General features: G+C 71.6%; 18 protein-coding genes. 5 read left to right on the top strand and 13 right to left on the bottom strand.

Annotated elements, in window-relative coordinates; translation table 11 throughout:
- Positions 1–10: 10 nt before the first annotated feature.
- From ABD951_RS18090 to ABD951_RS18115, 6 genes are all read right to left on the bottom strand, one after another.
- Positions 11–877: a 3-methyladenine DNA glycosylase gene (locus tag ABD951_RS18090; protein ID WP_345347954.1), complete on the bottom strand. Its 867-nt coding sequence runs from the start codon at positions 875–877 to the stop codon at positions 11–13.
- Positions 874–1,962 (bottom strand): hemolysin family protein, encoded by a 1,089-nt coding sequence (locus tag ABD951_RS18095; protein WP_345347957.1) that lies wholly within the window; start codon positions 1,960–1,962, stop codon positions 874–876. Before ABD951_RS18095 ends, ABD951_RS18090 begins: the two co-directional genes overlap by 4 nt.
- A complete protein-coding gene (locus ABD951_RS18100; RefSeq protein ID WP_345347960.1) occupies positions 1,955–3,334 on the bottom strand; it encodes a hemolysin family protein in 1,380 nt (459 codons plus the stop codon). Before ABD951_RS18100 ends, ABD951_RS18095 begins: the two co-directional genes overlap by 8 nt.
- Positions 3,335–3,570: 236 nt before the next feature.
- Positions 3,571–5,010 (bottom strand): GMP reductase, encoded by a 1,440-nt coding sequence (gene guaB1 / locus ABD951_RS18105; RefSeq protein WP_345347963.1) that lies wholly within the window; start codon positions 5,008–5,010, stop codon positions 3,571–3,573.
- Positions 5,011–5,013: 3 nt separating this feature from the next.
- Positions 5,014–5,895 (bottom strand): DMT family transporter, encoded by an 882-nt coding sequence (locus tag ABD951_RS18110; RefSeq protein ID WP_345347966.1) that lies wholly within the window; start codon positions 5,893–5,895, stop codon positions 5,014–5,016.
- A gap of 4 nt (positions 5,896–5,899) precedes the next feature.
- Positions 5,900–7,192 carry a DEAD/DEAH box helicase gene (locus ABD951_RS18115; protein WP_345347969.1) on the bottom strand — a complete coding sequence of 431 codons (1,293 nt, stop codon included), beginning with the start codon at positions 7,190–7,192 and terminating at the stop codon, positions 5,900–5,902.
- Between the two features lie 154 nt (positions 7,193–7,346).
- On the opposite strand from ABD951_RS18115, the gene ABD951_RS18120 reads away from it, so the two are divergent.
- A complete protein-coding gene (locus tag ABD951_RS18120) occupies positions 7,347–7,823 on the top strand; it encodes a DUF4262 domain-containing protein (protein WP_345347972.1) in 477 nt (158 codons plus the stop codon).
- A gap of 182 nt (positions 7,824–8,005) precedes the next feature.
- Here the strand turns inward: ABD951_RS18120 and gndA are convergent, their stop codons facing one another.
- From gndA to ABD951_RS18140, 4 genes are all read right to left on the bottom strand, one after another.
- Complete coding sequence (gene gndA, locus ABD951_RS18125) at positions 8,006–9,457, bottom strand: NADP-dependent phosphogluconate dehydrogenase (protein ID WP_345347975.1); 1,452 nt, start codon at positions 9,455–9,457, stop codon at positions 8,006–8,008.
- 131 nt (positions 9,458–9,588) lie between these two features.
- Entirely contained in the window at positions 9,589–11,529 is a 1,941-nt protein-coding gene (locus ABD951_RS18130; RefSeq protein WP_345347978.1) for a DEAD/DEAH box helicase, read from the bottom strand.
- 213 nt (positions 11,530–11,742) lie between these two features.
- Positions 11,743–12,687, bottom strand: coding sequence for a M56 family metallopeptidase (locus tag ABD951_RS18135; protein WP_345347981.1), 945 nt, complete (start codon positions 12,685–12,687; stop codon positions 11,743–11,745).
- Positions 12,688–12,751: 64 nt separating this feature from the next.
- Positions 12,752–13,174 (bottom strand): BlaI/MecI/CopY family transcriptional regulator, encoded by a 423-nt coding sequence (locus ABD951_RS18140; RefSeq protein ID WP_345347984.1) that lies wholly within the window; start codon positions 13,172–13,174, stop codon positions 12,752–12,754.
- Positions 13,175–13,303: 129 nt separating this feature from the next.
- On the opposite strand from ABD951_RS18140, the gene ABD951_RS18145 reads away from it, so the two are divergent.
- Positions 13,304–14,614: an alpha/beta hydrolase gene (locus tag ABD951_RS18145; protein ID WP_345347987.1), complete on the top strand. Its 1,311-nt coding sequence runs from the start codon at positions 13,304–13,306 to the stop codon at positions 14,612–14,614.
- 8 nt (positions 14,615–14,622) lie between these two features.
- On the top strand, positions 14,623–17,187 hold the full coding sequence (locus ABD951_RS18150; protein ID WP_425569885.1) for a bifunctional lysylphosphatidylglycerol flippase/synthetase MprF: 2,565 nt from the start codon (positions 14,623–14,625) through the stop codon (positions 17,185–17,187).
- A 10-nt stretch (positions 17,188–17,197) separates the two neighbouring features.
- Here the strand turns inward: ABD951_RS18150 and ABD951_RS18155 are convergent, their stop codons facing one another.
- Genes ABD951_RS18155 through ABD951_RS18165 form a run of 3 tightly spaced genes read right to left on the bottom strand, consistent with a single transcriptional unit; the run spans position 17,198 to position 20,561 of the window.
- Complete coding sequence (locus ABD951_RS18155; protein ID WP_345347993.1) at positions 17,198–18,043, bottom strand: ABC transporter ATP-binding protein; 846 nt, start codon at positions 18,041–18,043, stop codon at positions 17,198–17,200.
- Positions 18,040–19,134 carry a FecCD family ABC transporter permease gene (locus ABD951_RS18160; RefSeq protein WP_425569884.1) on the bottom strand — a complete coding sequence of 365 codons (1,095 nt, stop codon included), beginning with the start codon at positions 19,132–19,134 and terminating at the stop codon, positions 18,040–18,042. The genes ABD951_RS18155 and ABD951_RS18160 overlap by 4 nt, the downstream gene beginning before the upstream one ends.
- Positions 19,131–20,561, bottom strand: coding sequence for a FecCD family ABC transporter permease (locus ABD951_RS18165; RefSeq protein WP_345347996.1), 1,431 nt, complete (start codon positions 20,559–20,561; stop codon positions 19,131–19,133). The genes ABD951_RS18160 and ABD951_RS18165 overlap by 4 nt, the downstream gene beginning before the upstream one ends.
- Before the next feature lie 147 nt (positions 20,562–20,708).
- On the opposite strand from ABD951_RS18165, the gene ABD951_RS18170 reads away from it, so the two are divergent.
- Positions 20,709–21,485: a hypothetical protein gene (locus ABD951_RS18170; protein WP_345347999.1), complete on the top strand. Its 777-nt coding sequence runs from the start codon at positions 20,709–20,711 to the stop codon at positions 21,483–21,485.
- A gap of 227 nt (positions 21,486–21,712) precedes the next feature.
- Positions 21,713–22,132, top strand: a complete 420-nt coding sequence (locus ABD951_RS18175) for a PaaI family thioesterase (protein WP_345348017.1) — start codon at positions 21,713–21,715, stop codon at positions 22,130–22,132.
- Positions 22,133–22,202 lie beyond the last annotated feature (70 nt).

Here is a 22,202-nt window from a genome sequence, read left to right on the forward strand (position 1 = left end):
CGCTGCACGGTCAACTCGCGGCGAGCAGCGTGCGGACGGTGTCGAGGAGCTCGGCCCGCAGCGGCGCCGCCCGCTCGGCGAGCGCCGACTGCGCGCGCACGTACTCGGCGCGCCCGGTCGGCGTCTCGATGCAGACCGGGTCGTAGCCGAGCGCCCGCAGGTCGTACGGGCTCGCGCGCATGTCCAGTTCCCGAGCCGCCATCGCCAGCTCGAAGCACCGCAGCAGCAGATCCGAGTCGACCAGAGGCACCAGCTTGTAGCACCACTTGTACAGGTCCATGCCGGCATGCAGGCAACCCGGCTGCTCGCGCCCGGCCTGGTCCTCGCGGGCCAGGGCGAGCTCGTTGCGGCCCACCGCGTCCGGTGTGAAGAACCGGAACGCGTCGAAGTGCGTGCAGCGCAGGTTCATCGACTCCACGACCGCGTCGGTGCCGCGGGCACCGAGTCGCAGCGGTGTGCCCGAGTGCCGGACCGCGTCGTCGCCACCGCGGTAGACCATCGCCCACTCGTGCAGCCCGAAACAGTTCAACTGAGCGGGCCGCGACGCCGTCCCTGCCAGGACGCGTTCGGTGAACACCAGCATCGACCGTCTCCGCTCGAGCAGGGCCGGATCGGCGCCGACCCCGTCAGCCAGTTCGCGGTAACCGGAGAACTCGGCGTACCGGCGGGCAGCCGGGCCGGTGAGCCGGACCGCGAATCCGGGATGCCAGCGCCGCAACTGTGCCGGTCGCAGGCTGTAGTAGGTGAACAGGAAGTCCACCACCGGGTGCCGGGTGCCGTGTGCCTGCCGCTCCAGGTGCGGGCCGATCACGGCGTCGACCCGCGACCGATGCGCGTCACGGCGCGCCGTCCACTCGTCCTGGGTCAGGACCGTCACGGCGCTCCCTGACCGGGGACGACGTCCGTCACGCGATGGGTGCCGTCACGGACGGTGCCGACGAACTCCTCGACCAGGTCCTCGAGCGCCACGATGCCGAGGGTGCGGCCACCGGCGTCGACCACCTCGCCGAGATGGCTGCTCGACCGTCGCAACGCGGTGAGGGCGTCGTCGAGCGGTGTCGCGACCGCCAGTCGCGGGAGCGGACGCACCTCGGCGCGCGGGACGATGGTCTCCGGCCCCGCGGACTCGTCGAGCATCTCGTCGAGCACGTCCTTGAGGTGCAGGTACCCGGCCAGCGAGCCGTCGGGCAGTGCCGCCGGGTACCGGGAGTAGCCCGTCTCGGCGACCGCGCGTTCGATCACGCCGAGCGTGGTGCCGCGGTCGGTCAACGGCACCGTCCGGACCTTGTCCAGCGGGATCAGCACGTCGGCGACGGTGCGCCCGGTGGTGTGCAGGGCCTGCGTGAGGCGGCGGTGCTCCTCCGCGTCGATCAGTCCCTCGGAACGGGACTCGCCGATCATCTCGGTGAGCTCGATCTCGGAGACCGTGGTGTCGAGTTCGTCCTTCGGTTGCACGCGCAGCAGCCGCAGTGTCGAGTTCGCGGCCCAGTTGTAGAACGCGATCAGCGGTTTCGCGAGCTTGATGAAGCTCAGGTGGATCGGCACCAGCAGCATCGCCGCCCGTTCCGGTCCGGCGATCGCGATGTTCTTCGGCACCATCTCGCCGAGCAGGATGTGCAGGACCACCACGACGGCCAGCGCGATCGTGAACGCGATCGGGTGCAGCAGCTGGTCGGGCAGGCCGACCAGGTCGAGCGGTGTCTCGATCAGGTGCGCGATCGCCGGTTCGCCGACACGGCCGAGAACGATCGAACAGATCGTGATGCCCAACTGGGCGCCGGCCAGCATGAGCGACAGGTGCTCGCCCGCCCGGATCACGGTCCGGGCGCGCTTCTTGCCCTGCGCCTCGAGTGCTTCGAGCCGGTCGCGCCGGGCGGAGATCAGCGCGAACTCGGCGGCGACGAAGAACGCATTGCCCGCCAGCAGGAGGATCGTCAGCACGACCCCGAAGAGGTCACTCATCGTCGGCCTCCTCGCGGGTGCGGCGCACGTGCTCGGCGATCGTGTCGGCAGGCACCGGCGTCAGCACGACCCGGTCGATGCGTCGGCCGTCCATCTCGACGACCCGGGCCATCCAGCCGCCGTCGAGATCGGATCCGTCGGGATCCGGGAGCACCACCTCGTCGCCGACGTCGGGGATCCGGCCCAGCCGGGCCAGCACCAGGCCGCCGAGGGTGTCGTACTCGCCCTCCGGGGCCGCGTAGCCGGTGGCCTGCCCGACCTCGTCGATGCGGAGCAGACCCGCGCAGATCCAGCTGTCGCCGCTGCGTTGGACGTCGATCTCCGGGTCGTCGTGTTCGTCGCGGACGTCGCCGACGATCTCCTCGATCAGGTCCTCCATCGTGACCAGCCCGGCGGTGCCGCCGTACTCGTCGACGACGAGCGCGACCTGCATGCCGTCGGCCCGGATCTGCTCCATCAAAGAGTCGCCGTCGAGGCTGGACGGCACCACCGGCACCTTCTGGGCGAGTGCCGTCAGAGCAGTGGTCGCGCGCGTCGACGCGGGGACCGTGAACGCCTGCTTGACGTGCACGACGCCGATGGTGTCGTCGAGATCGCCGTCGACGACCGGGAACCGGGAGTACCCGGTGCGGGACGCCACGTCGATCAGGTCGGCGACCGTGTCACGGCAGTCGAGCGTCTCGATCTTCACGCGCGGGGTCATCAGTTCCTCCGCGCTGCGCTCACCGAACCGCAGGGAGCGGTCCACCAGCAGCGCGGTGCCGGGGTCGAGCGTGCCGCTGCGCGCGCTGATCCGCACCAGGGAGCCGAGTTCCTGCGGCGACCGCGCCGAGCGCAACTCCTCGGCCGGTTCCACGCCGAGACGGCGGACCACCCAGTTGGCGGCCCCGTTGAGTCCCCTGATCGCCCACCTGAACACCGTCGAGAACCAGGCCTGCGGTCCGGCGGTCGCGCGGGCGGTACCGAGCGGGTGCGCGATCGCGAGGTTCTTCGGGACCAACTCGCCGAACACCATCGACAGCGACGTCGCGATGATCAGCGCCAACGCCAGCGAGACCCCGGACGCCACCGACGCCGAGACGCCGACGGCCGACAGCAGTGGTGTGATCAGCTGCGCAAGAACGGGTTCCGCGATGTAACCGGTGATCAGGGTGGTGATCGTGATGCCCAGCTGCGCGCCGGAGAGCTGGAACGACAGGGTGCGGTGCGCATGCTGCACCTGACGCGCGCGGCGGTCGCCGTCGCGCGCGTGGGCGTCGACGGTGCTGCGTTCGAGCGCGGTCAGGGAGAATTCGGCCGCGACGAACACGGCCGTGCCTGCCGTCAGGGCCAGAAACCCGATCAGGCTGACGATCGTCACTGCGATCTGCATGACCTATCGCCCCCGAACAGGGGCAGGGGAGGGGGCGCCGGGTTTGTCACCCGGCTCGGTAGAGGAGCCCTCCGAAGTGGAACCGTCGTCGCCGGACTCGGCGTCGCGTTCGATTATGGGTGCCTCGGGCACCTTGGTCCTTTCCGTCGTGCCCGCGAAACCGGGCTGTGGTCGAGACAATCATTCTACCGGCCCGGACCGAAATGTCCGGCCGGCCCGGGCCTGGAAGCGTGTTGTCACCAACCGGCGGGCAGCGGCCGTCCCTCCGCGAACCCGGCCGCCGACTGCACACCGAGGACGGCCTTCTCGTGCAATTCCTCGATAGTGCGGGCCCCCGCGTACGTGCAGGTGCTGCGCACGCCGGAGCAGATGTGGTCGATCAGGTCCTCGACACCCGGGCGCACCGGGTCCAGACGCATCCGGGAACTCGAGATGCCCTCCTCGAACAGCGCCTTGCGGGCCCGGTCGAAACCGCTGTCGGACGCGGTGCGCGCCGCCACGGCCCGCTTGCTCGCCATTCCGAAGCTCTCCTTGTAGGCGTTGCCCTCCTCGTCGACGCGCAGGTCGCCCGGCGACTCGTAGGTGCCGGCGAACCACGATCCGATCATCACGTTCGACGCGCCCGCCGCCAGCGCCAGTGCCACGTCGCGGGGATGCCGGACCCCGCCGTCCGCCCACACGTGCGCACCGAGTTCGCGTGCCGCCGCGGCGCATTCGGCGACCGCCGAGAACTGGGGCCGCCCGACTCCGGTCATCATCCGGGTGGTGCACATCGCGCCGGGGCCGACCCCGACCTTGACGATGGTCGCGCCCGCGGCCACCAGGTCGCGGGTGCCTGCGGCCGAGACGACGTTGCCCGCGGCGAGCGGCACGCCGAGATCGAGCGCCGCGACAGCGGACAGCGCCTCGAGCATCTTCTCCTGGTGACCGTGCGCGGTGTCCATCACGAGCACGTCCGCGCCGGCCTCGACCAGGGCCCGGGCCTTCGCGACCACGTCACCGTTGATGCCGACCGCCGCCGCGATCCGCAGCCGTCCCGCCGCGTCGAGGGCGGGGGTGTAGATGCCCGACCGGATCGTGCCGGTCCGGGTCAGCACGCCCGCGAGGCGACCGGCGTCGTCGACGAGGACGGCGATGGGGTCGTGCCGGGTCTCGAGCAGTGCGAACACCTCGCGCGCCGACGCGGTGACCGGTGCGGTCGCGAAATCGGTGACCGCAACCGCGCTGAGCCGGGTGAAGCGGTCCACGTCCGCGCACGCGGCCTCGGTCACCACCCCGACCGGACGGCGCTCGTCGTCGATCACCACGAGCGCACCGTGGGACCGCTTGTGCAGCAGGGCCAATGCGTCCGACACCGACGCGTCGGGGCCGAGGGTGACCGGGGTGTCGGCGACCAGGTGCCGGCTCTTGACGAACGCGACCGTCTCGGCGACCGCGGTCGAAGGCACGTCCTGCGGGATCACGACGATGCCGCCGCGGCGGGCCACGGTCTCGGCCATCCGCCGACCCGCGACCGCGGTCATGTTCGCGACGACGATCGGGATCGTGGTGCCGGAACCGTCTCGGGAGGCGAGGTCGACATCGAATCGCGACGCGACGTCGGTGCGGTTGGGCACCATGAAGACGTCGTCGTAGGTCAGGTCGTAGGGCGGAGTCTGTCCGTCGAGAAAGCGCACGTTCTACGAGACTACCGTGTTTGCGGTCCGGTTGCCCGGGCCGGTGTGCGCCTGGGTGCGCGACAACGCGATCGTGGTGGCGATCATGACGGCCACGGCGGCGACGACCACGACGGTGCCGGGGACTCCGACCCGCAACCGTTCCCCCAGCACCGTGAACCCCAGGTAGGCCGCGACGAGCGGCTCACCGATCGTGATCGCCGGCAGTGAGGCGGCCAGCGACCCGACCTGGAACGCGCGCTGCTGCAGGTAGAACCCCGCGATACCGGCCGCGGCGAGCGCCCACAGTTCCCATCCGGACAGCACCGCCACCGGCCCGCGTCCCAGGGCGTCGAGCACCGGCTTGGTCAGCGCGACCGCCACGCCGTACATCGCGCCGCACGCCGACCCGAGCAGCAGCGCCCGCGCCCCGGACGGGATCCGGGTCAGGGCCACCGCGACCGCGACGGCGCAACCCCCGACCACCACCGTCAACGGAATCACCCAGTGCCGCGCCGGTTCCGACGCCGTCCCCGCGGTCGGGTCGCCGACGATCAGGAACACCGCCAGGGAGACGGCCAACGCCACCGCCGTCGCCCACGTGCGGCCCGTCATCCGGGTGCCCGCGAACCGGGCCGACAGCGGCAACGCGAACAGCAGGGTGCTCACGATCAGCGGCTGCACCACCAGCACCGAGCCGATGCCCAGCGCGGTCGCCTGGAAGACGTACCCACCGAGGTCGCCGCCGACCCCAACCCACCAACGCGGGGAACGCACCAGCTCGCCGAGCAGGGCCTCGCCCTCGTCGACGCCGGACGCCGCCTGCTGCTGCGCCACCGAACCGACCGCGAACAGCAGGGCGCCGACGAGGGCGCATGCGATCGAGAGCAGCGGCAGGTCCGGCACGGGTTCAGCCTCCTCCGTTGCGGCGGCGCCGTCCGGCGGATCGGCCGACCCGGGTGCGTGCGCCCCGTGCGGGACGTGCGGTCGCCGGTGCCGGTGCCGGTGCCGGTGCGGGCGGGGGGTCCTGCCGCAGCGGCACCCCCGACGGACGGCGGGCCCCGGTCAGCGCCACCAGTGTTCGGTCACCGGGACGCACCGCGAGCCCCTGCGCGTCGACACCGGCCTGCGTCATCACCGCCGCCACGTGGTCGCGCTGGTCCTCGGTCACCAGCGTCACCACCGACCCGGCGGCGCCCGCCCGGGCCGTTCGGCCGGCCCGGTGCAGGTAGTCCTTCGGATCGGCGGGCGGGTCGACGTGCACGACGAGGGAGACGTCGTCGACGTCGATGCCCCGGGCCGCGACGTCGGTCGCCACCAGCACCGCGGTGTCCGCCGTGGTGAACGACGACAACGCGTGCGTGCGGAACGCCTGCGACTTGCCGCCGTGCAGCGTCCCGGCCCGCACCCCGACCGCCGCCAGCTGCGCGACCAGGCGGTCGACGCCGTGCTGGGTGCGCACGAACAGCAACGTCTTGCCGGTGCGCGACGCGATCTGTGCGACGACCGCCGGCTTGTCGGACCGGTCGACGAACAGCACGTGGTGGTCGGCGACCGCGACCGGTGCCGCGGCCGACGCGGTCGCGTGCGTCACCGGGTCGTGCAGATAGCGGGAGACGAGCGCGCTCACCTCGTCGTCGAGGGTCGCCGAGAACAGCAGCCGCTGACCGGATCCCGGCGTCCGGTCGAGAATCTCGGTCACCTGGGGCAGGAAGCCGATCTGCGCCATGTGGTCCGCCTCGTCGATCGCCGTCACCGCGACGTCCCCGAGGTCGACGGCACCCTGGTCGAGCAGGTCCACCAGCCGGCCCGGAGTCGCGACCAGCAGATCGACGCCTCGGGCGAGCCGCTCGGCCTGACGTTTGGTGGGCACCCCGCCGGTCGCGGACGCCAGCCGCAACCCGAGCGCCAACGCCGACTCGTCGAGGGCCCGTTCGATCTGCGTGGCCAGTTCGCGAGTCGGTGCGAGCACCAGCGCCCGCGGGCGCCGGGGCGCGCTGTACGAGCCCTTCAGTCGCACCAGCATCGGGAGGCCGAATGCGAGGGTCTTCCCCGAACCGGTCGGCGCACGGCCCAGGACGTCGCGCCCGCCGAGGATGTCGGGAATCACCAGCGCCTGGATCGGGAACGGTTCGCCGATCTTCTCGCGGCGCAGCGACTGCGTCAGCGTCGCGGGGAGGCCGAGATCGGCGAAGGTGGGCATGACGGTGAACTCCTCGGGCGGTCAACTTCTGGAATCGGCGCAGGTCGAGGGTACCGCCCGGGGCATCGCCGGCTCGCAATCGCCGACCGTGTCGGTGGGTCGGTGCATCCTCGGACCTCGAACATACATTCGATGGAAGGTCGGGGTGGACGCGATGTGTGAGATCTGTGACGGGAAGTCGCCGGCGCAGGTGCGCCGGGAGATGCGGCGCACGATCGAGCGGTACGGGTGGGCGCTGCAGTACGTCGAATCCGCGATCGACGAGCGCGGCGTCCATCCCGCGTACTGCTATTCGGTCGGTCTGACCGCGATGGGGAAGCCCGAGTTGGTGATCTCCGGCCGGGTGGCCGACCAGTCGGCCGACGTGCTCAACGATCTCGGTGCCCGGATGGAGGACGGGTCGCCGCTCACACCCGGAGACCTGCACGTGGCCGGCGGGCTCGAGGTGTGCCTCGTCGAGGTTCGCGAGTGCGAGCACTGGCTGTTGCGGGCGGTCGACCTCTACGGCACCGGAGTCCGAGCGCTGCAGGCGGTGTGGGCGGACTGCGAGGGAAACTTCCCGTGGGAGGGTCCGATCGGATCGGCGATCGTTCAGCCCCTGCTCGGCCTGCCGCCGGGGCTGCGTGCGTGACCGGGCACGAGCAGCGGATCGCCCGCCCCGTGGGCACGGGGGTGAACGACGAGGCGAGGGTGGCCGTCGAGCGAACGGTTCACCAGCTCCCCGGATCGCCGACTCGCCCGGTCGGGCAGGGCCGACGGCCCGGCCGGGCGGAATCGTCCGCGCGGCCGGACCGGGCCGGTGAGCTCGGGTGCTCAGGCCTCGACTTCGCTGCGGTCCCCGCTCCAGAGGGTGTGGAACTTGCCGGGACGGTCGGTGCGCTCGTAGGTGTGCGCGCCGAAGAAGTCGCGCTGTCCCTGGGTCAGGGCCGCCGGCAGGCGCTCGGCGCGCAGGCCGTCGTAGTACGACAGCGACGACGCGAACGCCGGCACCGGGATGCCGAGCATCGTCGCGGTCGCGACCACCCGGCGCCACGAGTCGATCGCGTTCTCGATCGCTTCGCGGAAGTACGGCTCGACGATCAGCGACGTCAGGTCCGGGTTGGTGTCGTACGCCTCCTTGATCCGGTTCAGGAAACGGGCCCGGATGATGCAGCCGCCACGCCAGATCGTCGCCATGTCGCCGGGCGTGAGGCTCCAGTCGTACTCGTCGCTCCCGGCGCGGATCTGGTCGAATCCCTGCGCGTACGCCACGATCTTCGACGCGTACAGCGCGCGCCGGATGTCCTCGGTGAACTGCACCGCGTCCGTGGGCTTTTCGCCGAGAGTGCCCGCCGCCAGACCGCGGGCGGCCGCGCGCTGCTCCCGCGAACCGGACAGGGCACGTGCGAACACCGCCTCCGCGATGCCGGTCACCGGCACGCCGAGGTCGAGCGCCGACTTGACCGTCCAGCGACCGGTGCCCTTCTGCTCGGCCGCATCGACGATCACGTCGACCAGAGGCTGCCCCGTCTCGGCGTCGATCTGCGAGAGCACCTCGGCGGTGATCTCGATCAGGTACGACTCCAATTCGCCGGTGTTCCACTCGCCGAACACCTTCGCGATCTGGCCGGCGTCGTAGCCGAGTGCGTCACGGAACAGGTGGTAGGCCTCGCCGATCAGCTGCATGTCGGCGTACTCGATGCCGTTGTGCACCATCTTCACGAAGTGACCGGCACCGTCCGGGCCGATGTGCGTGCAGCACGGCGTGCCGTCGACGACCGCCGCGATCGACTCGAGCAGCGGCCCGAGCGACTCGTACGACTCCTTCGGGCCGCCCGGCATGATCGACGGGCCGTTCAGCGCACCCTCCTCACCGCCGGAGATGCCGGCGCCGACGAAATGCAGGCCCCGCTCGCGCAGGGACTTCTCCCGGCGAATCGTGTCCGTGTACAAGGCGTTTCCGCCGTCGATGATGATGTCGCCCGGCTCCATCTCCGACGCGAGTTCCTCGATCACCGCGTCCGTCGCCTCGCCGGCCTTGACCATGATCAGCACCCGGCGCGGGCGCTGCAGCGCCGCGACGAACTCCGCCACGGTCTCGGTACGGACGAAGTCACCTTCGGTGCCGTGCTCGGCGATCAGGGCATCGGTCTTGGCGACGCTGCGGTTGTGCAGTGCCACCGTGTGTCCGTGCCGGGCGAAGTTGCGGGCGATGTTCGAACCCATCACGGCGAGGCCGGTGACGCCGATCTGGGCACGCGCGGTCGTGGAGGTGTTGTCGGTCATGGAGACCAGCATTCCCTGCCCCGTGAACGAGCGAAACTTCAGGGTCTCGCACCTTGGGACGGCGCGCCCGGAAACGACGACGCCGCCGCCCGCGATGCGGGCGGCGGCGGTGGGTCGCGGTCGGGGAGCGGTCAGCGGTCGCGGTGCGGACCGTCGAAACCGTCGTACGAGCGGCGCTCGGTGCGGCTGCGGAAACCGCCGGTGGCGCCGCTGCGCTCACCGCGCTGCGGCCGGTCGCCGTACGAGCGGTCGCCGGAGCGCTGGTGTCCGCCGTCGCGCTGCGGACGGTCGTTGCGGTAGCCGTCGCGCTGCGGCCGGTCGCCGTAGGAGGGCCGTTCACCCCGGTAGTTGTCCCGCTGGGGCCGGTCGCCGGAGCGCTGGTAGCCGCCGTCGCGCTGCGGTCGGTCGCTCCGGTAGTTGTCGCGCTGTTGCCGGTCGCCGTACGAGCGGTCGCCGGAGCGCTGGTAGCCACCGTCCCGCTGGGGCCGGTCGCCGGAGCGCTGGTTGCCGCCGTCCCGCTGGGGCCGGTCGCCGGAGCGCTGGTAGCCGCCGTCGCGCTGCGGTCGGTCGCTTCGGTAGTTGTCGCGCTGGGGCCGGTCACCATAGGAAGGCCGGTCGCCGGAGCGCTGGTAGCCGCCGTCCCGCTGGGGCCGGTCGCTCCGGTATCCGTCGCGCTGGGGCCGGTCACCGTACGAGCGGTCGCCGGCACCCTGGTATCCGCCGTCTCGACGCTGCGGGCGGTCGGACCGGTATCCGTCGCGCTGGGGTCGATCGTGGCGGAACCCACCGTCCCGCCGGGGCCGGTCGCCGGAGGACCGCTCGCTGCGACGCTCGCGGACCGGTTCACCGCTCGGCGTGCGCGCACCGGTGATCGTGGCGAGTTCCTCGGAGCCGGGACCGACATTCACCTCGGTCGCGTCGACACCGGCGGTTCCGGTGAGCCTGCGCACCATTCGGCGCTGGTTCGGCAGCACGATCGACACGACCGTGCCCCTCTCGCCTGCGCGGGCGGTGCGCCCGGCGCGGTGCAGGTAGTCCTTGTGGTCGGCGGGCGGGTCGACGTGCACCACGAGGTCGATTCCGTCGACGTGGATGCCGCGGGCCGCGACGTCCGTCGCCACGAGCACCGGGGTGCGGCCGGTCTTGAACCGCTCCAGAACCCGGGTCCGCTGGTTCTGCGCCTTGCCGCCGTGCAGCGCCTCGGCGACGACACCGACCGCGCGCAGGCGGTCCGTGATGCCCTCCGCTCCAAGCTTCGTGCGCGCGAACATGATCGTGCGGCCGCTGCCCGCGCGGGAACCGATCTCGGCGAGCACCGCGTCCTTCTGGCCGCGATCGACGAGCAGAACGTAGTGCTCCATCGTGTCGACGCTGGCGCGGCCGTCCTCGGTTGCGTGCTCGACGTGGTCGGGGAGGAACCGCCGCACCAGCGACTGCACCTCCCGGTCGAGCGTCGCGGAGAACAACAGCCGCTGGCCGTCGGGGCGGGTCTGCTCGAGGATCGACCGGACCTCGGGGAGGAAGCCCATGTCGGCCATCTGGTCGGCCTCGTCGAGGGCGGTGATCTCGACCTCGTCGAGGACGCACGTCTCCTGCCGGAGGTGGTCGCCGAGGCGGCCGGGTGTCGCGACCAGGATGTCGACGCCGCGGGCGAGCTGGTCGACCTGCTTGGTGAAGACCATTCCGCCGACCGCCGAGCGGACGCGCAGCCCGACCGTGGCCGCGTACGGGAGCAGTGAGTCGACGACCTGGACGGCGAGTTCGCGGGTCGGGACGAGGACCAGGGCCCGCGGGCGCTTCGGGGCGGGTCGATCCTCACGTCCGGCGAGGCGTGCCAGCATCGGCAGACCGAACGCGAGGGTCTTGCCGGATCCGGTCTGGGCGCGGCCCAGGACGTTGCGCCCGGCGATCGCGTCCGGGATCGACATCGCCTGGATCGGCGACGGCACGGTGATGCCGTCGCGGGCCAGTGCCGACACGACGGGGTCGGGCAGGCCGATCTCGGCGAAGGTGGTCTGCTGATCGGGGGCCGCCTGGTTGTGGGCAGCAGAAGACTGGACAGCGTTGGTCACGCGGATACCTCTCCGGACGTTGGGCGCGTCGCGGAGAGCACGATCGGACGAGCAGTCGCGCAGAATGAGACGAGCCGGGCACGGACACCCGGGTGCGGGGTCGTGCGAGAAAATGGGATCGACCGCTACGGCGGCCGTTGTCCAGTGTACGGGACCGGCACGGGTGCTCCGGCCACGTGGCGCAGCTCACCGTCGGTCCGCGGCGGCCCTGCGTCAGCTCTGGAACAGCCGCTGGAGCTCGACCAGCCACGGCACGGCAACCGCGATGGTCGGGACCACCAGGATCGCAGCCGACGCCAGGTATGCCGCGAGCGCGACCCGGACGTCCTTGCCGGTGTCGGACAGTCGCTTGATGCGTGTCAGGGTGTGTGGGCCGCCCGCCGCGAGGGCGCCCATCGGTGCGCTCGACCCGGCGCAGGTCACCAGGGCGCGGGCCAGGGGCGTCGGTCCGGTGACCTTCACCGCGGAGTCGTCTGCGAGGAGCTCGACCAGCAGCTGCACCGACCCGAGCGCCGACTTGCTGCGCACCACCTTCGGGAACGCCTCGTGCACGGCGGTGAACGCCTCGATCACCAGGTCGTGCCGGGACCGCAGGTGCGAGCGTTCGTGCATCAGGATCGCCGTGATCTCGTCACGGCCGAGGCTGTCGAGTGTGCCCGCGCTGACCACCACCCGGTGCCGAAGACCGGGCAGGCAGTAGGCGATCGGCTCGGCGGCGTCGAGGACCCGAAGGTTCGAGTTGGGACTGCGGTGCGGCTCGCCGCGGTCGAGCAGATCGACCAGAACACGGTGCCGGGAGCGGCGCCGGCGGGTGCGGACCGCGACCGACGCGATCGAGAAGATCAGTTTCGCGCCGATCAGCAGCGTGATCGCGAACACCACCACGTAGACGATCCACAGGGGCAGGCCCAGCGCGTCGATCTCCGCGAGCGGAGCCGTGGTCGGCCGGCCGTCCGGGCCGGGCACCAGCAACTCGCTCGCGATCGCCAGACCCGAGCTGAACGCCGAGAGGACCGCGGCGATCGCGATCGCCTGCCACAGCACGAGTGCCGCGCCGGGCGCACGGTACGGCCAGGTGGCGCGGGCGAGGACCGCGGGCACCGGACCGGCGAGGAGCAGGGCCAGCAGTGCGAAGGCCAGGGCGGTGGTGGGGTTCATGGCCTACCCATGATGCACGACCCCCTGCCGACGATGCACGACCCCGCAGGCCGGACGTGCACTGTCAGCTCGCGCGGTCGGCGCCGGGGTCGACGCTGCGCAGGTGCCGCTTGCTCGCCTCGGACTCCTCCAGTGCCGCGAGCGCCTCGCGCAGTGCGGCGGCTTCGTCCGCGCCGACCTTCCCCACGAAGTGCACCAGCGCCGCGACCCTGCTGTCCGACGCATTGGCCTGGTCGAGTGCGTCCACCATCAGGGAGGCGACGAGCTCGTCGCGGCCCTGGACCGGGAGATAGCGGTGGGCGCGATCGTCGCGCTGCTGGATGACCAGGTTCTTCTTCGCGAGCCGCTGCAGCACGGTCATCACGGTGGTGTACGCAAGCTCACGTCGGGCCGCGAGGGCCTCGTGGACCTGACGGACGGTCTGTGGTTCGGAACTGGACCACAGGTGGTCCATCACTGCGCGTTCGAGCTCGCCAAGTCCTGCCATGGGTACATCTTACGTACTGTCCGACAGTCGTGCGTACTACGTGCAGTCGTAGGGGTGGCAGGGTATTGATGATGGTGCCGCCCCGGACGGGTGACGGAGAGCGCATAGGCCAGGGTGGAGGACACAGGCGTGGAGTGGCTGTACGACTGGTCACTGATCTCGGGGCCGCTGCCGCGGGTGGTGACGGTGCTCGCCGCGATCGGGGCACTCTGGCTGCTGCTCGGGCCCACCCGAAACACCCGCCGCTATCGGCGTGTCGCGCTCCCGTTGTCCGTCGGCGCCGCGGTCGTGCTCACCGTGGTCGGCTGGATCGTCGTGGAGAAGTGGTGGCGGCCCTTCCCGGACCCGGTCGAACTGCAGGTGTACGCCTGGATCGGCGCCGGTCTGCTCGCGGTCCTGCTCGTCGTCGTCCGGCTCGTCACCGACCGCAGCCTGGGCCGCGCGCTGGCGTCGGTGGTCGCCGCGCTGGTCGTCGTCATGGCCGCGGCGGTTCAGGTGAACCTCGTCTTCGACGCCTACCCGAGGATCCGTGACGCGCTCGGGGTGCCTGCGGCGAACGCGATCGCGTTCGCGGACGTGCCGCCACCGGTCGCCGAACCTGTCACCGGAGTGCCGCTGGACCGGGCGTGGAACGCCCCCGACGACCTTCCTTCGGAAGGTCGCGTCGTGACCGTACCGATCCCCGGCGCGGTGTCGGGGTTCGCGGCCCGCGACGCCGAGATCTATCTGCCGCCGGCGTACTTCGCCGACCCGCGACCGCGTCTGCCGGTGCTGGTGTTGCTCGCCGGGCAGCCCGGCAGCCCCGGAGACTGGTTCGCGGGCGGCAAGCTCACCGAGACGATGGACGCGTTCGCGGCGCAGCATCACGGGCTCGCCCCCGTCGTGGTCGTCGCCGACGGCACCGGATCGACGCTCGCGAACCCGCTGTGTGTCGACTCGAAGCTCGGCAACGTAGCCACCTACCTGGCCACCGACGTTCCCGCCTGGGTGAAGGCCAACCTGCAGGTCGACCCGGACCCCCGCGCGTGGGCGGTCGGCGGGTTGTCCTACGGCGGCACGTGCTCGCTGCAGCTGGCCACGAACCACCCGGACGTCTATCCGACCTTCCTCGACCTGTCCGGGCAGCTCGAGCCGACGCTGGGTGATCGGAAGCGCACCGTCGACGCCGCGTTCGGCGGCGACGAGGCCGCGTTCCGGGCCGTGAACCCGATGGACCTGATGGCGACCCGGCGGTATCCGGGCACCTCCGGGGTGTTCGTCGTCGGGAGCGACGATCGCGACTACTCGCCCGGCGTGCACACTCTGTACGACGCCGCGCGGAACGCGGGCATGGACGTCCGGCTGGTCGAAGTGCCCGGCGGCCACAGCTTCGCGGTGTGGTCGGCCGGCGTCGCACACGAAATCGACTGGTTGTCGAGGAGATTGGGGCTGATCTCGTGACGTCCGTGCTGTCCGCGTCGGGCCGGCAGACCCGACGCGTCGCCGACCTCGTCCGGGCCGGGGTGTCCGGCGCCCCGGTGAGCATCTCGCTGCTGGTGCTGATGTGGGTGCTCGGCGCAGCCACCGACAACCTCGGGCGGCCCAGCCGTTACGTGACACGCCAGTTCGCCTCCGGAATTCTGGCGTTCGAGCACGGGCGGGTGTGGACCGCGCTGACGTCCGGTCTGTGGGCACCCGGGCTGGTCGGGTACCTGGTCGCGACCGTTGCCATCCTGCTCGCGGCGGTGCCGCTCGAACGGCGCATGGGGTCCGGGCGGTTCGCGGTCGCCGCGGTCTCGACGCAGGTGCTGGGCACGCTGATCGCCCTCGGGGTGTCGGAGGCGATCAAGGTCGTCGACGAGGCGTGGGGTTTCCGGCTGCACGTCGGCGTCGCGCTCAGCCCGACTCCGTGGATCGTCGGTGTCGCGATGGTCGCCAGCTCGTCGATGAACACGCTGTGGCGACGGCGACTCCGGGTCGGGCTGATCATGCTGCTCGCGACCCTGGCGCTGTTCAGTGGGCATCTCCTGGACATGGTGCGGCTGTGCTCGGCGCTGGTCGGCCTCGCGCTCGGCCCGGTGATCGTCGGTCGGTCCGCGCGCGGCCCACGCCTGGCCGGCACCCAGCGCGAGGGCCGGGTCCTGGTCGCGCTGGTCGTCGCGGCGAGCGCGATCGGCCCGGCGCTGGCCGCGTTGTCGCCGAACGCGGTCGGGCCGCTCGCCGTGTTGCGCGAACTGTTCCGCGGCGTCGACTGGACCCCCTCCGAGGTGCGGGACCTGTGCGCGCAGTCCCGCACCGGCGAGGACTGCCGACGCGGTCTGCTCGGACTGCGGCTCGGCGGGCTCGGGCCGACGATCCTCAGCCTGATGCCGTCCGTGTTCCTGCTGGTCCTCTCCGACGGGCTGCGGCGTGGCCGACGGTTCGCCTGGCTCGCGGCGGTCGTCGCGCAGGTCGTCCTCCTGGCGTTGTCGCTGTTGAACTTCGGTGTTCGCTACGTCGGGTTCGTCGGGGAGGAGTCGCTGTTCTACGGCCTCGACTCGCCGAACCTGTACCGCACGCTCGCGCCGTTCCTGACCCCGCTCGCGGTCCTGATCCTGCTGCTGGTGACCCGCCGCTTCTTCACGGTGTCCGCCCCCCGCGGTACCTACCGGCGGATGTGGGTGCGGCTGGCCGTGTTCGGTGTCGGGCTCGGCGTCGCCTATGCGCTGCTCGGGCTGCTCGCACGCAACGGCTTCGACCGCCGGCCGGCCGTGATCTCCCTGGTCGCCGACTATCCGCAGCGACTGATCCCGCCGGTGTACCTGCAATGGCTCGACCCCCGGTTCCTGCCGAACGACGCGATGACCACACTGCTGTACGAGTGGACCGGCGTACTGCTGTGGGCGGTCTCCTGCATCGCGGTGGCGGCGACGTTCCTCGCGCCCGCGTACGGCGCGGCCACCGGCGGCACCGAACACGCCCGCAGCCTGCTGATCCGGAGCGGCGGCAGCCCGTTGTCGTGGATGACCACCTGGCGCGGCAACCGGTACTGGTTCGCGCCCGACGACGTCAGCTACGTCGCCTACCGTGTGATCTCCGGGGTCGCGCTGACCACCGGCGACCCCGTCGGGCCGCGGGAGTCGTTGCGCGCCACCGTCACCGGGTTCGCGGAGTTCGCGACCGGGAACGGCTGGATCCCGTGCTTCTACTCGGTCACCGGGGAGTTGCGCGCGATCACCGACTCGCTCGGCTGGGCCGGGATCCAGGTGGCCGAGGAGACGGTGCTGCATCTCGACGAACTCGAGTTCAAGGGCAAGAAGTTCCAGGACGTGCGGACCGCGCTGAACCGGGCCGAGAAGTCCGGAGTGCGAGCGGAATGGATCAGTTTCCCCGACGCCCCGCTCGCGCTGACCGACCAGATCAACGCGATCTCCGAGGAATGGGTCGCCGACAAGGGCATGCCGGAGATGGGGTTCACGCTCGGCGGACTCGACGAGATCGACGACCCGCAGGTGCGCTGCCTGATCGCCGTCGACGAGCACCGCACCGTGCACGGGGTCACCTCGTGGATGCCGGTGTACCGCGACGGTCGTGTCGTCGGCTGGACACTGGACTTCATGCGCCGGCGCGCCGAGGGCTTCCGGCCGTCGATGGAGTTCCTGATCGCGTCCGCGGCGCTGTCGCTCAAGGACGAGGGGGCCGAGTTCGTCAGCCTGTCGGGGGCGCCCCTGGCGAAGGTCGACACCCGCAGCGACCCCGACCCGGACACCGTGAGCGACGCCGACGCGGAGGAGGCGCGGGAGCGGGGCACCCTGGCCGCGGTCATGGACACCGTGCTCGACCTGCTGGGCCGCACCCTCGAACCGGTCTACGGGTTCCGGTCGCTGCTCGCGTTCAAGTCGAAGTTCCAGCCCGACTACGTGCCGATGTACATGACGTTCGCGGATCCGGCCGCGTTGCCGAGCATCGGCAACGCGGTCGGGCGCGCGTACCTGCCGGACGTCTCGTTCGGCCAGGGTCTGCGCCTGGTGCGCACGATGATGCGCAGCAGCTGAGCGGCCCCGCTCACGCGCCCGGCGCGGTCGCGACGGGCGCGGGCCCGCCGACGGACCCGTACACGTGCCGGGTGCCGACGGGCACGATCAGCGGCCGGTCCGACACCGGATCGTCGATCACCCGCGCGTCGAGTCCGAACACGTCGAGCAGCAGCTCGGGGGTGATCACCTCGCTCGGCGTGCCCTGGGAGACGATCGCGCCCTGCGACATCACGACCAGGCGGTCGCTGTAGCGGATCGCCAGGTTCAGGTCGTGCAGCACCATCACGACGGTGCGCCCGAGTTCGGAGTGCAGCTGGTCGACGAGGTCGAGGACCTCCACCGAGTGCGCGAGGTCCAGGTAGGTGGTCGGTTCGTCGAGCAGCAGGATGTCGGTGCCCTGCGCGAGCGCCATCGAGATCCACGCCCGTTGCCGCTGCCCGCCGGAGAGCTGGTCGACGGGACGGTCGGCGAGGTCGGACACGCCGGTCATGGCCAGCGCCTTCGCGACCTCGCCCTCGTCGTCGGACGACCACTGCCGTAGCCACGACTGGTGCGGGTGCCGGCCGCGGGCGACCAGGTCCCCGACGGTCAGACCCTCCGGTGCGACCGGGGCCTGCGGGAGCATGCCCAGCGTCCGTGCGACGTCCTTCGTGCGCATCTGCGCGATCGCCTTGCCGTCGAGCAGCACCCGGCCGGCGCGCGGCTTGAGCAGCCGGCCCAGCGACCGCAACAGCGTGGACTTGCCGCAGCCGTTGGGGCCGATGACCGTGGTGATCACGCCGGTCGGAATCTCGACGTCGAGTCCGTCGATGATCAGGCGGTCCCCGTAGCCGACGGTGAGGGATTCGGCGGTGAGCCGCGGCTGGCCGCTCATGCGGTCACCTTTCGATTGTTGCGGATGAGCAGGTAGATCAGGAACGGACCGCCGAGTGCGGACGTGACGATGCCGACGGGTAGTTCGACGGGCAGCATCGTGCGTCCGATGATGTCGCTGCCGAGGACGAGCACGGCGCCCATCAGCGCGGATGCGACGATCGGCGGGCCGGCGGTGCGCAGCACCCGCATCGCCAGCTGGGGCGCGGCGAGGGCGACGAACCCGATCGGTCCGACCGCCGCGGTCGCGATCGCGGCGAGCGCGACGGAGGCCAGCAACAGGACCGCCTGCCCGGTCTGCAGCCGGACGCCGAGAGCCCGCGCGTTGTCGTCGCCGAGACGCAGGGCGCCGAGCGTGAACGACGAGATCACCGCCACCGTCCCGACGACGGCGACGCCGATGGTGACCGGCCAGACCTGGGCCCAGTCGCTGCCGTTCAGGGATCCGTTGAGCCAGACCTGCGCGCGGGCGACGTCGTTGATGTCGGCGGAGATGAGCAGCCACTGGATCAGGGCGATCAGCATCGCGTTGGCGCCGATCCCGATCAGCACGATCCGGTATCCCTGGACTCCGCCCCGCCAGGCGAGCAGGTAGATCGCCGCGGCGGTGGCGATGCCGCCGACGAGCGCGGCGAACGGGATGCCGAGGACGGCGAGGGTGCCGACGAAGGCGCCGCCGCCCCCGACGACGATCAGGGTCACCGCGGCCGCGCCGGCACCGGCGGTGATACCGAGCATGTCGGGGCTGGCGAGCGGATTTCGCAGGACGGACTGCATGATCGCGCCGGAGATCCCGAGCGCGACTCCGGTGAGCAGCGCGGTCAGACCGCGGGGCAGCCGCAGGTCCATCACGATGAACCGTTCGACCTTGGTGCCGCCGCCGAACAGGATCTCGGCGACCGTCGGGACCGGGATCGAGAACTCGCCGCGGCCGATGTTCACGCACAGCAGCACGAAGGCCGCGGCCAGGAGGGCGAGGGTGATCGTCGCCATCGCGGTCCGGCGGACCATCGAGACCCTGCCGACGCGGAACGCGGGCCGGCTCGGCACCGTGGCGGGCGGCGCCTGGGTCGTCTCGTCGGTCAGGCTCACAGCGACACCAGCTTCCTGCGCCGGACCAGCGCGATGAAGAACGGCGCCCCGAACATCGCCAGCACGATGCCGACCTGCAGTTCGCCGGGGCGGACGACGACGCGGCCGATCACGTCGGCGAGCAGGACCATGATCGCGCCGAGAAGTCCCGCGTAGGGGAGCAGCCATCGATAGTCGGGGCCGGTGACGAACCGGGCGACGTGGGGTACCACGAGCCCGACGAACGCGATGGGCCCGCAGGCGGCGGTCGCGGCTCCGGTGAGGAGGGTGATCGCGACGATGCCGATCGCCCGGCTGCGCGCGACGTTGGTGCCGAGGCCGCGAGCGACGTCGTCGCCGAGGCTGAGCACGTTCAGGCTCGGGGTGCTGGCGAGCGCGAGCGCGACACCGACGACGAGAAACGGCAGGATCTGCCACAGGACGTCCGGTCCGCGGCCCGCGACGGATCCGACGACCCAGAACCGGTAGCCGTCGAGGGTGGTCTGGTCGAGCAGGATGACGGTCTGGGTCATCGCCTGCAGGAACATCGCGACGGCGGCGCCGGCGAGGGCGAGGGTCAGGGGACTCGACCCGCCGCCGCCTATCGAGGAGACGCCGAACACGACGACGCTCGCGGCGAGTGACCCGGCGAACGCGAACCACAGGTACTGGCTCGGGGTCGCGAAGCCGAGCAGGTAGATCGACAGGACGACGAACAGGGCGGCACCGGCGTTGATGCCGAGGAGTCCGGCGTCGGCGAGGGGATTGCGGGTGTGGCCCTGGATCAGGGCGCCCGCGATGCCGAGCGCGATGCCGACCGCGAGAGCCAGGGCGGTGCGTGGGACGCGCAGCGTCCGCACGATCAGGTCGGTGTCGCTGCCGTCCGCGTGGAAGAGCGCGTGGGCGATCTCGCCGAAGTCCATCGGCCGGGCACCGACGGCGATGCTGGCGACCACGGCGGCGAGCAGGATCAGCACAAGAGCGCCGAGTCCGATCAGGCGGCGCCGGCGGATCGCGGTGAGCGAGCCGTCGGCGCGGATCGGCTCGAATCCCTCGTCGAGGGCGGTGGGGCGGCGCACCACCTCGGTACCGGAGCGGGGGAGCAGCGCGCGGCGTCGCCCGAGTGGCCGGCCGGTCGCGGTGTCGCGGGTGACGAGGCCGAGCCATTCCTTGCCGAGGCTCGCGCCGGTGGTGCCTTCCCGGACGCCGCGGTTCCAGACCAGCAGCGAGACCGCGACCGCGACCGTGACCAGGGTGAACACGATCCGGTCCATCTGGCCGCCGCCGTTGCTGTCGCGCAGCGAGTCGACGATGAACCAGCCGACGGCCAGCGGCAGAGCGACGAGGCCGAGGTCGACGGCGTCGGCGAGTGCGCGCAGCTGTCGGGGGGCCGGCCCGCGGGGGACGTCCCGGACCGCGTAGTCCACGTCTCCGGGGGTGGTGGTCACGGGCACGCTCCTGGGGACGGGTGAGACGAACGGATCTTCAGGTTACGTAACCCTATCCAAACCCGGCGCCCGGGCTCTCGGTTCGCGGCTACGTGTGGTTAGGCTAACCTACATTCGATTCCAGGTCGGACGACGAAGGAGTGAGCTGTGCCGACAACCCCCGTGCTCCACCGGGCCCGCCCCACCGCCGCGGTCGTGCTCGCCGACTCGTGCGTCCGGCTGCGCGCGCTGCTGCCGGACTACCCGCGGGTCTACGCGGTCGCGCAGATGGCGGAGCAGCCCAAACGGCGATGGTGGTCCGTGGAGCAGGGGATTCGCGGTGACCGGCTCGATCGGATGCTCGCCCGGACGCTCGAGGACATCCCGGACCGGCAGGCCGCCGGCCTGTCGGTCGCGTCCGCGCTGATCCACGCCGTCGTCGGACGCGTCGCCGCCCTCGTCGTGCTCGAGGGCCGCGCCTGGGACGCGGGCCTGGACAACCTCTCGATCCACATGGACAGCGACGGCTGCATCGACTGGACCGGGGTCTGGGACCCGGTCGTGCGGGTGCTGCCGGGTGACCGCGTCGCAGGCGCACCCGGCGCGGTGACGCTGCCGTGCGAGCGCGCCCTGGCGATGTGGACGGCGTGTCGCTGCCGGACCGCGCTCGCCCCGGTGTTCGACGCGCTCGACGCGTTGGTTCCGCTCGATCGGGCGCTGCTGTGGGCGATGGTGGGGGAGGCGGTGCTCGGGGCCGCGACGCTGGTGCCGCTGCGCAGCGCGGTGGCGCCGTCGGTCGCGGACCGTCGCGGTCAGGCACTGCTCGACGCGTTCGAGGCGGCGGGGCTGCCGGTGCGGGCGCGGGCCGGGCGGCCCGCGGTGCGGCGGCCGCGTCCGTGTCCCGCCGACGGGAGCCCTTGCGAGTTAGGGCAGGCTTCCCTATAGTTCTGGGGGTGAGTGACCACCGGACCGCGCCGGAGTCCTGAGGGCTGCAGAGACTCCCGGTCCTTCCCACGGCGGGCCCCGCACCGATCACCGGTGCGGGGTCCGCCGGCGTCCGGGCCGCGCATGCTTGACTGCACGAGCGGCGACTCCCGGGAGGGGAGGGCGCACCGGACCTACGGAGTGACATGACCGACACCAGTCAGACGGTGACCGACGCACTCGGCGCGATGCCGCTCGCGGAGGCCTCGCTGCTGTTCAATCAGGGTTTCTGCGAGGCGATCGGGCTCGAGTACCTGGAACTCACCGGTGACCGCGTGCAGGCCCGCTGGCAGGTCGGCCCCCACCTGTTCCAGCCGGCCGGAATCGTCAACGGCGGCGTGTACTGCACGGTCGTCGAGACGCTGGCCAGCATCGCCGGCACCGTCTGGCTCGGTGATCGCGGTCACGTCGTCGGCGTCAACAACAACACCGACTTCCTCCGCGCCGCGCGCACCGGAACCCTCACGGCCACCGGGACGCCGATCCATCGGGGCCGCACCCAGCAGCTGTGGCAGGTCGTGATCGTCGACGAGCAGGAGCGCCTGATCGCCCGCGGTCAGGTGCGGCTGGCGAACATCGAGGACACCGGCCGCCTCGCGAACGGCTAGCTGTATGAGGCCATGACGTTGGTGACGCCGGTGTGGAGTCGGGTCGCTGGCGGCCGGTTCCCGGCGGCAG

The sequence above is a fragment of the Rhodococcus olei genome, assembly GCF_039540555.1.
Lineage (GTDB): Bacteria > Actinomycetota > Actinomycetes > Mycobacteriales > Mycobacteriaceae > Rhodococcus_G > Rhodococcus_G olei.

Excerpts from the sequence above, each read along its gene's own strand:
- ABD951_RS18095 (WP_345347957.1), bottom strand. The coding sequence starts at position 1,962 with ATGAGTGACCTCTTCGGGGTCGTGCTGACGATCCTCCTGCTGGCGGGC.
- ABD951_RS18100 (WP_345347960.1), bottom strand. The coding sequence starts at position 3,334 with ATGCAGATCGCAGTGACGATCGTCAGCCTGATCGGGTTTCTGGCCCTG.
- ABD951_RS18115 (WP_345347969.1), bottom strand. The coding sequence starts at position 7,192 with ATGCCCACCTTCGCCGATCTCGGCCTCCCCGCGACGCTGACGCAGTCG.
- ABD951_RS18120 (WP_345347972.1), top strand. The coding sequence starts at position 7,347 with ATGTGTGAGATCTGTGACGGGAAGTCGCCGGCGCAGGTGCGCCGGGAG.
- gndA (WP_345347975.1), bottom strand. The coding sequence starts at position 9,457 with ATGACCGACAACACCTCCACGACCGCGCGTGCCCAGATCGGCGTCACC.
- ABD951_RS18135 (WP_345347981.1), bottom strand. The coding sequence starts at position 12,687 with ATGAACCCCACCACCGCCCTGGCCTTCGCACTGCTGGCCCTGCTCCTC.
- ABD951_RS18140 (WP_345347984.1), bottom strand. The coding sequence starts at position 13,174 with ATGGCAGGACTTGGCGAGCTCGAACGCGCAGTGATGGACCACCTGTGG.
- ABD951_RS18155 (WP_345347993.1), bottom strand. The coding sequence starts at position 18,043 with ATGAGCGGCCAGCCGCGGCTCACCGCCGAATCCCTCACCGTCGGCTAC.
- ABD951_RS18175 (WP_345348017.1), top strand. The coding sequence starts at position 21,713 with ATGCCGCTCGCGGAGGCCTCGCTGCTGTTCAATCAGGGTTTCTGCGAG.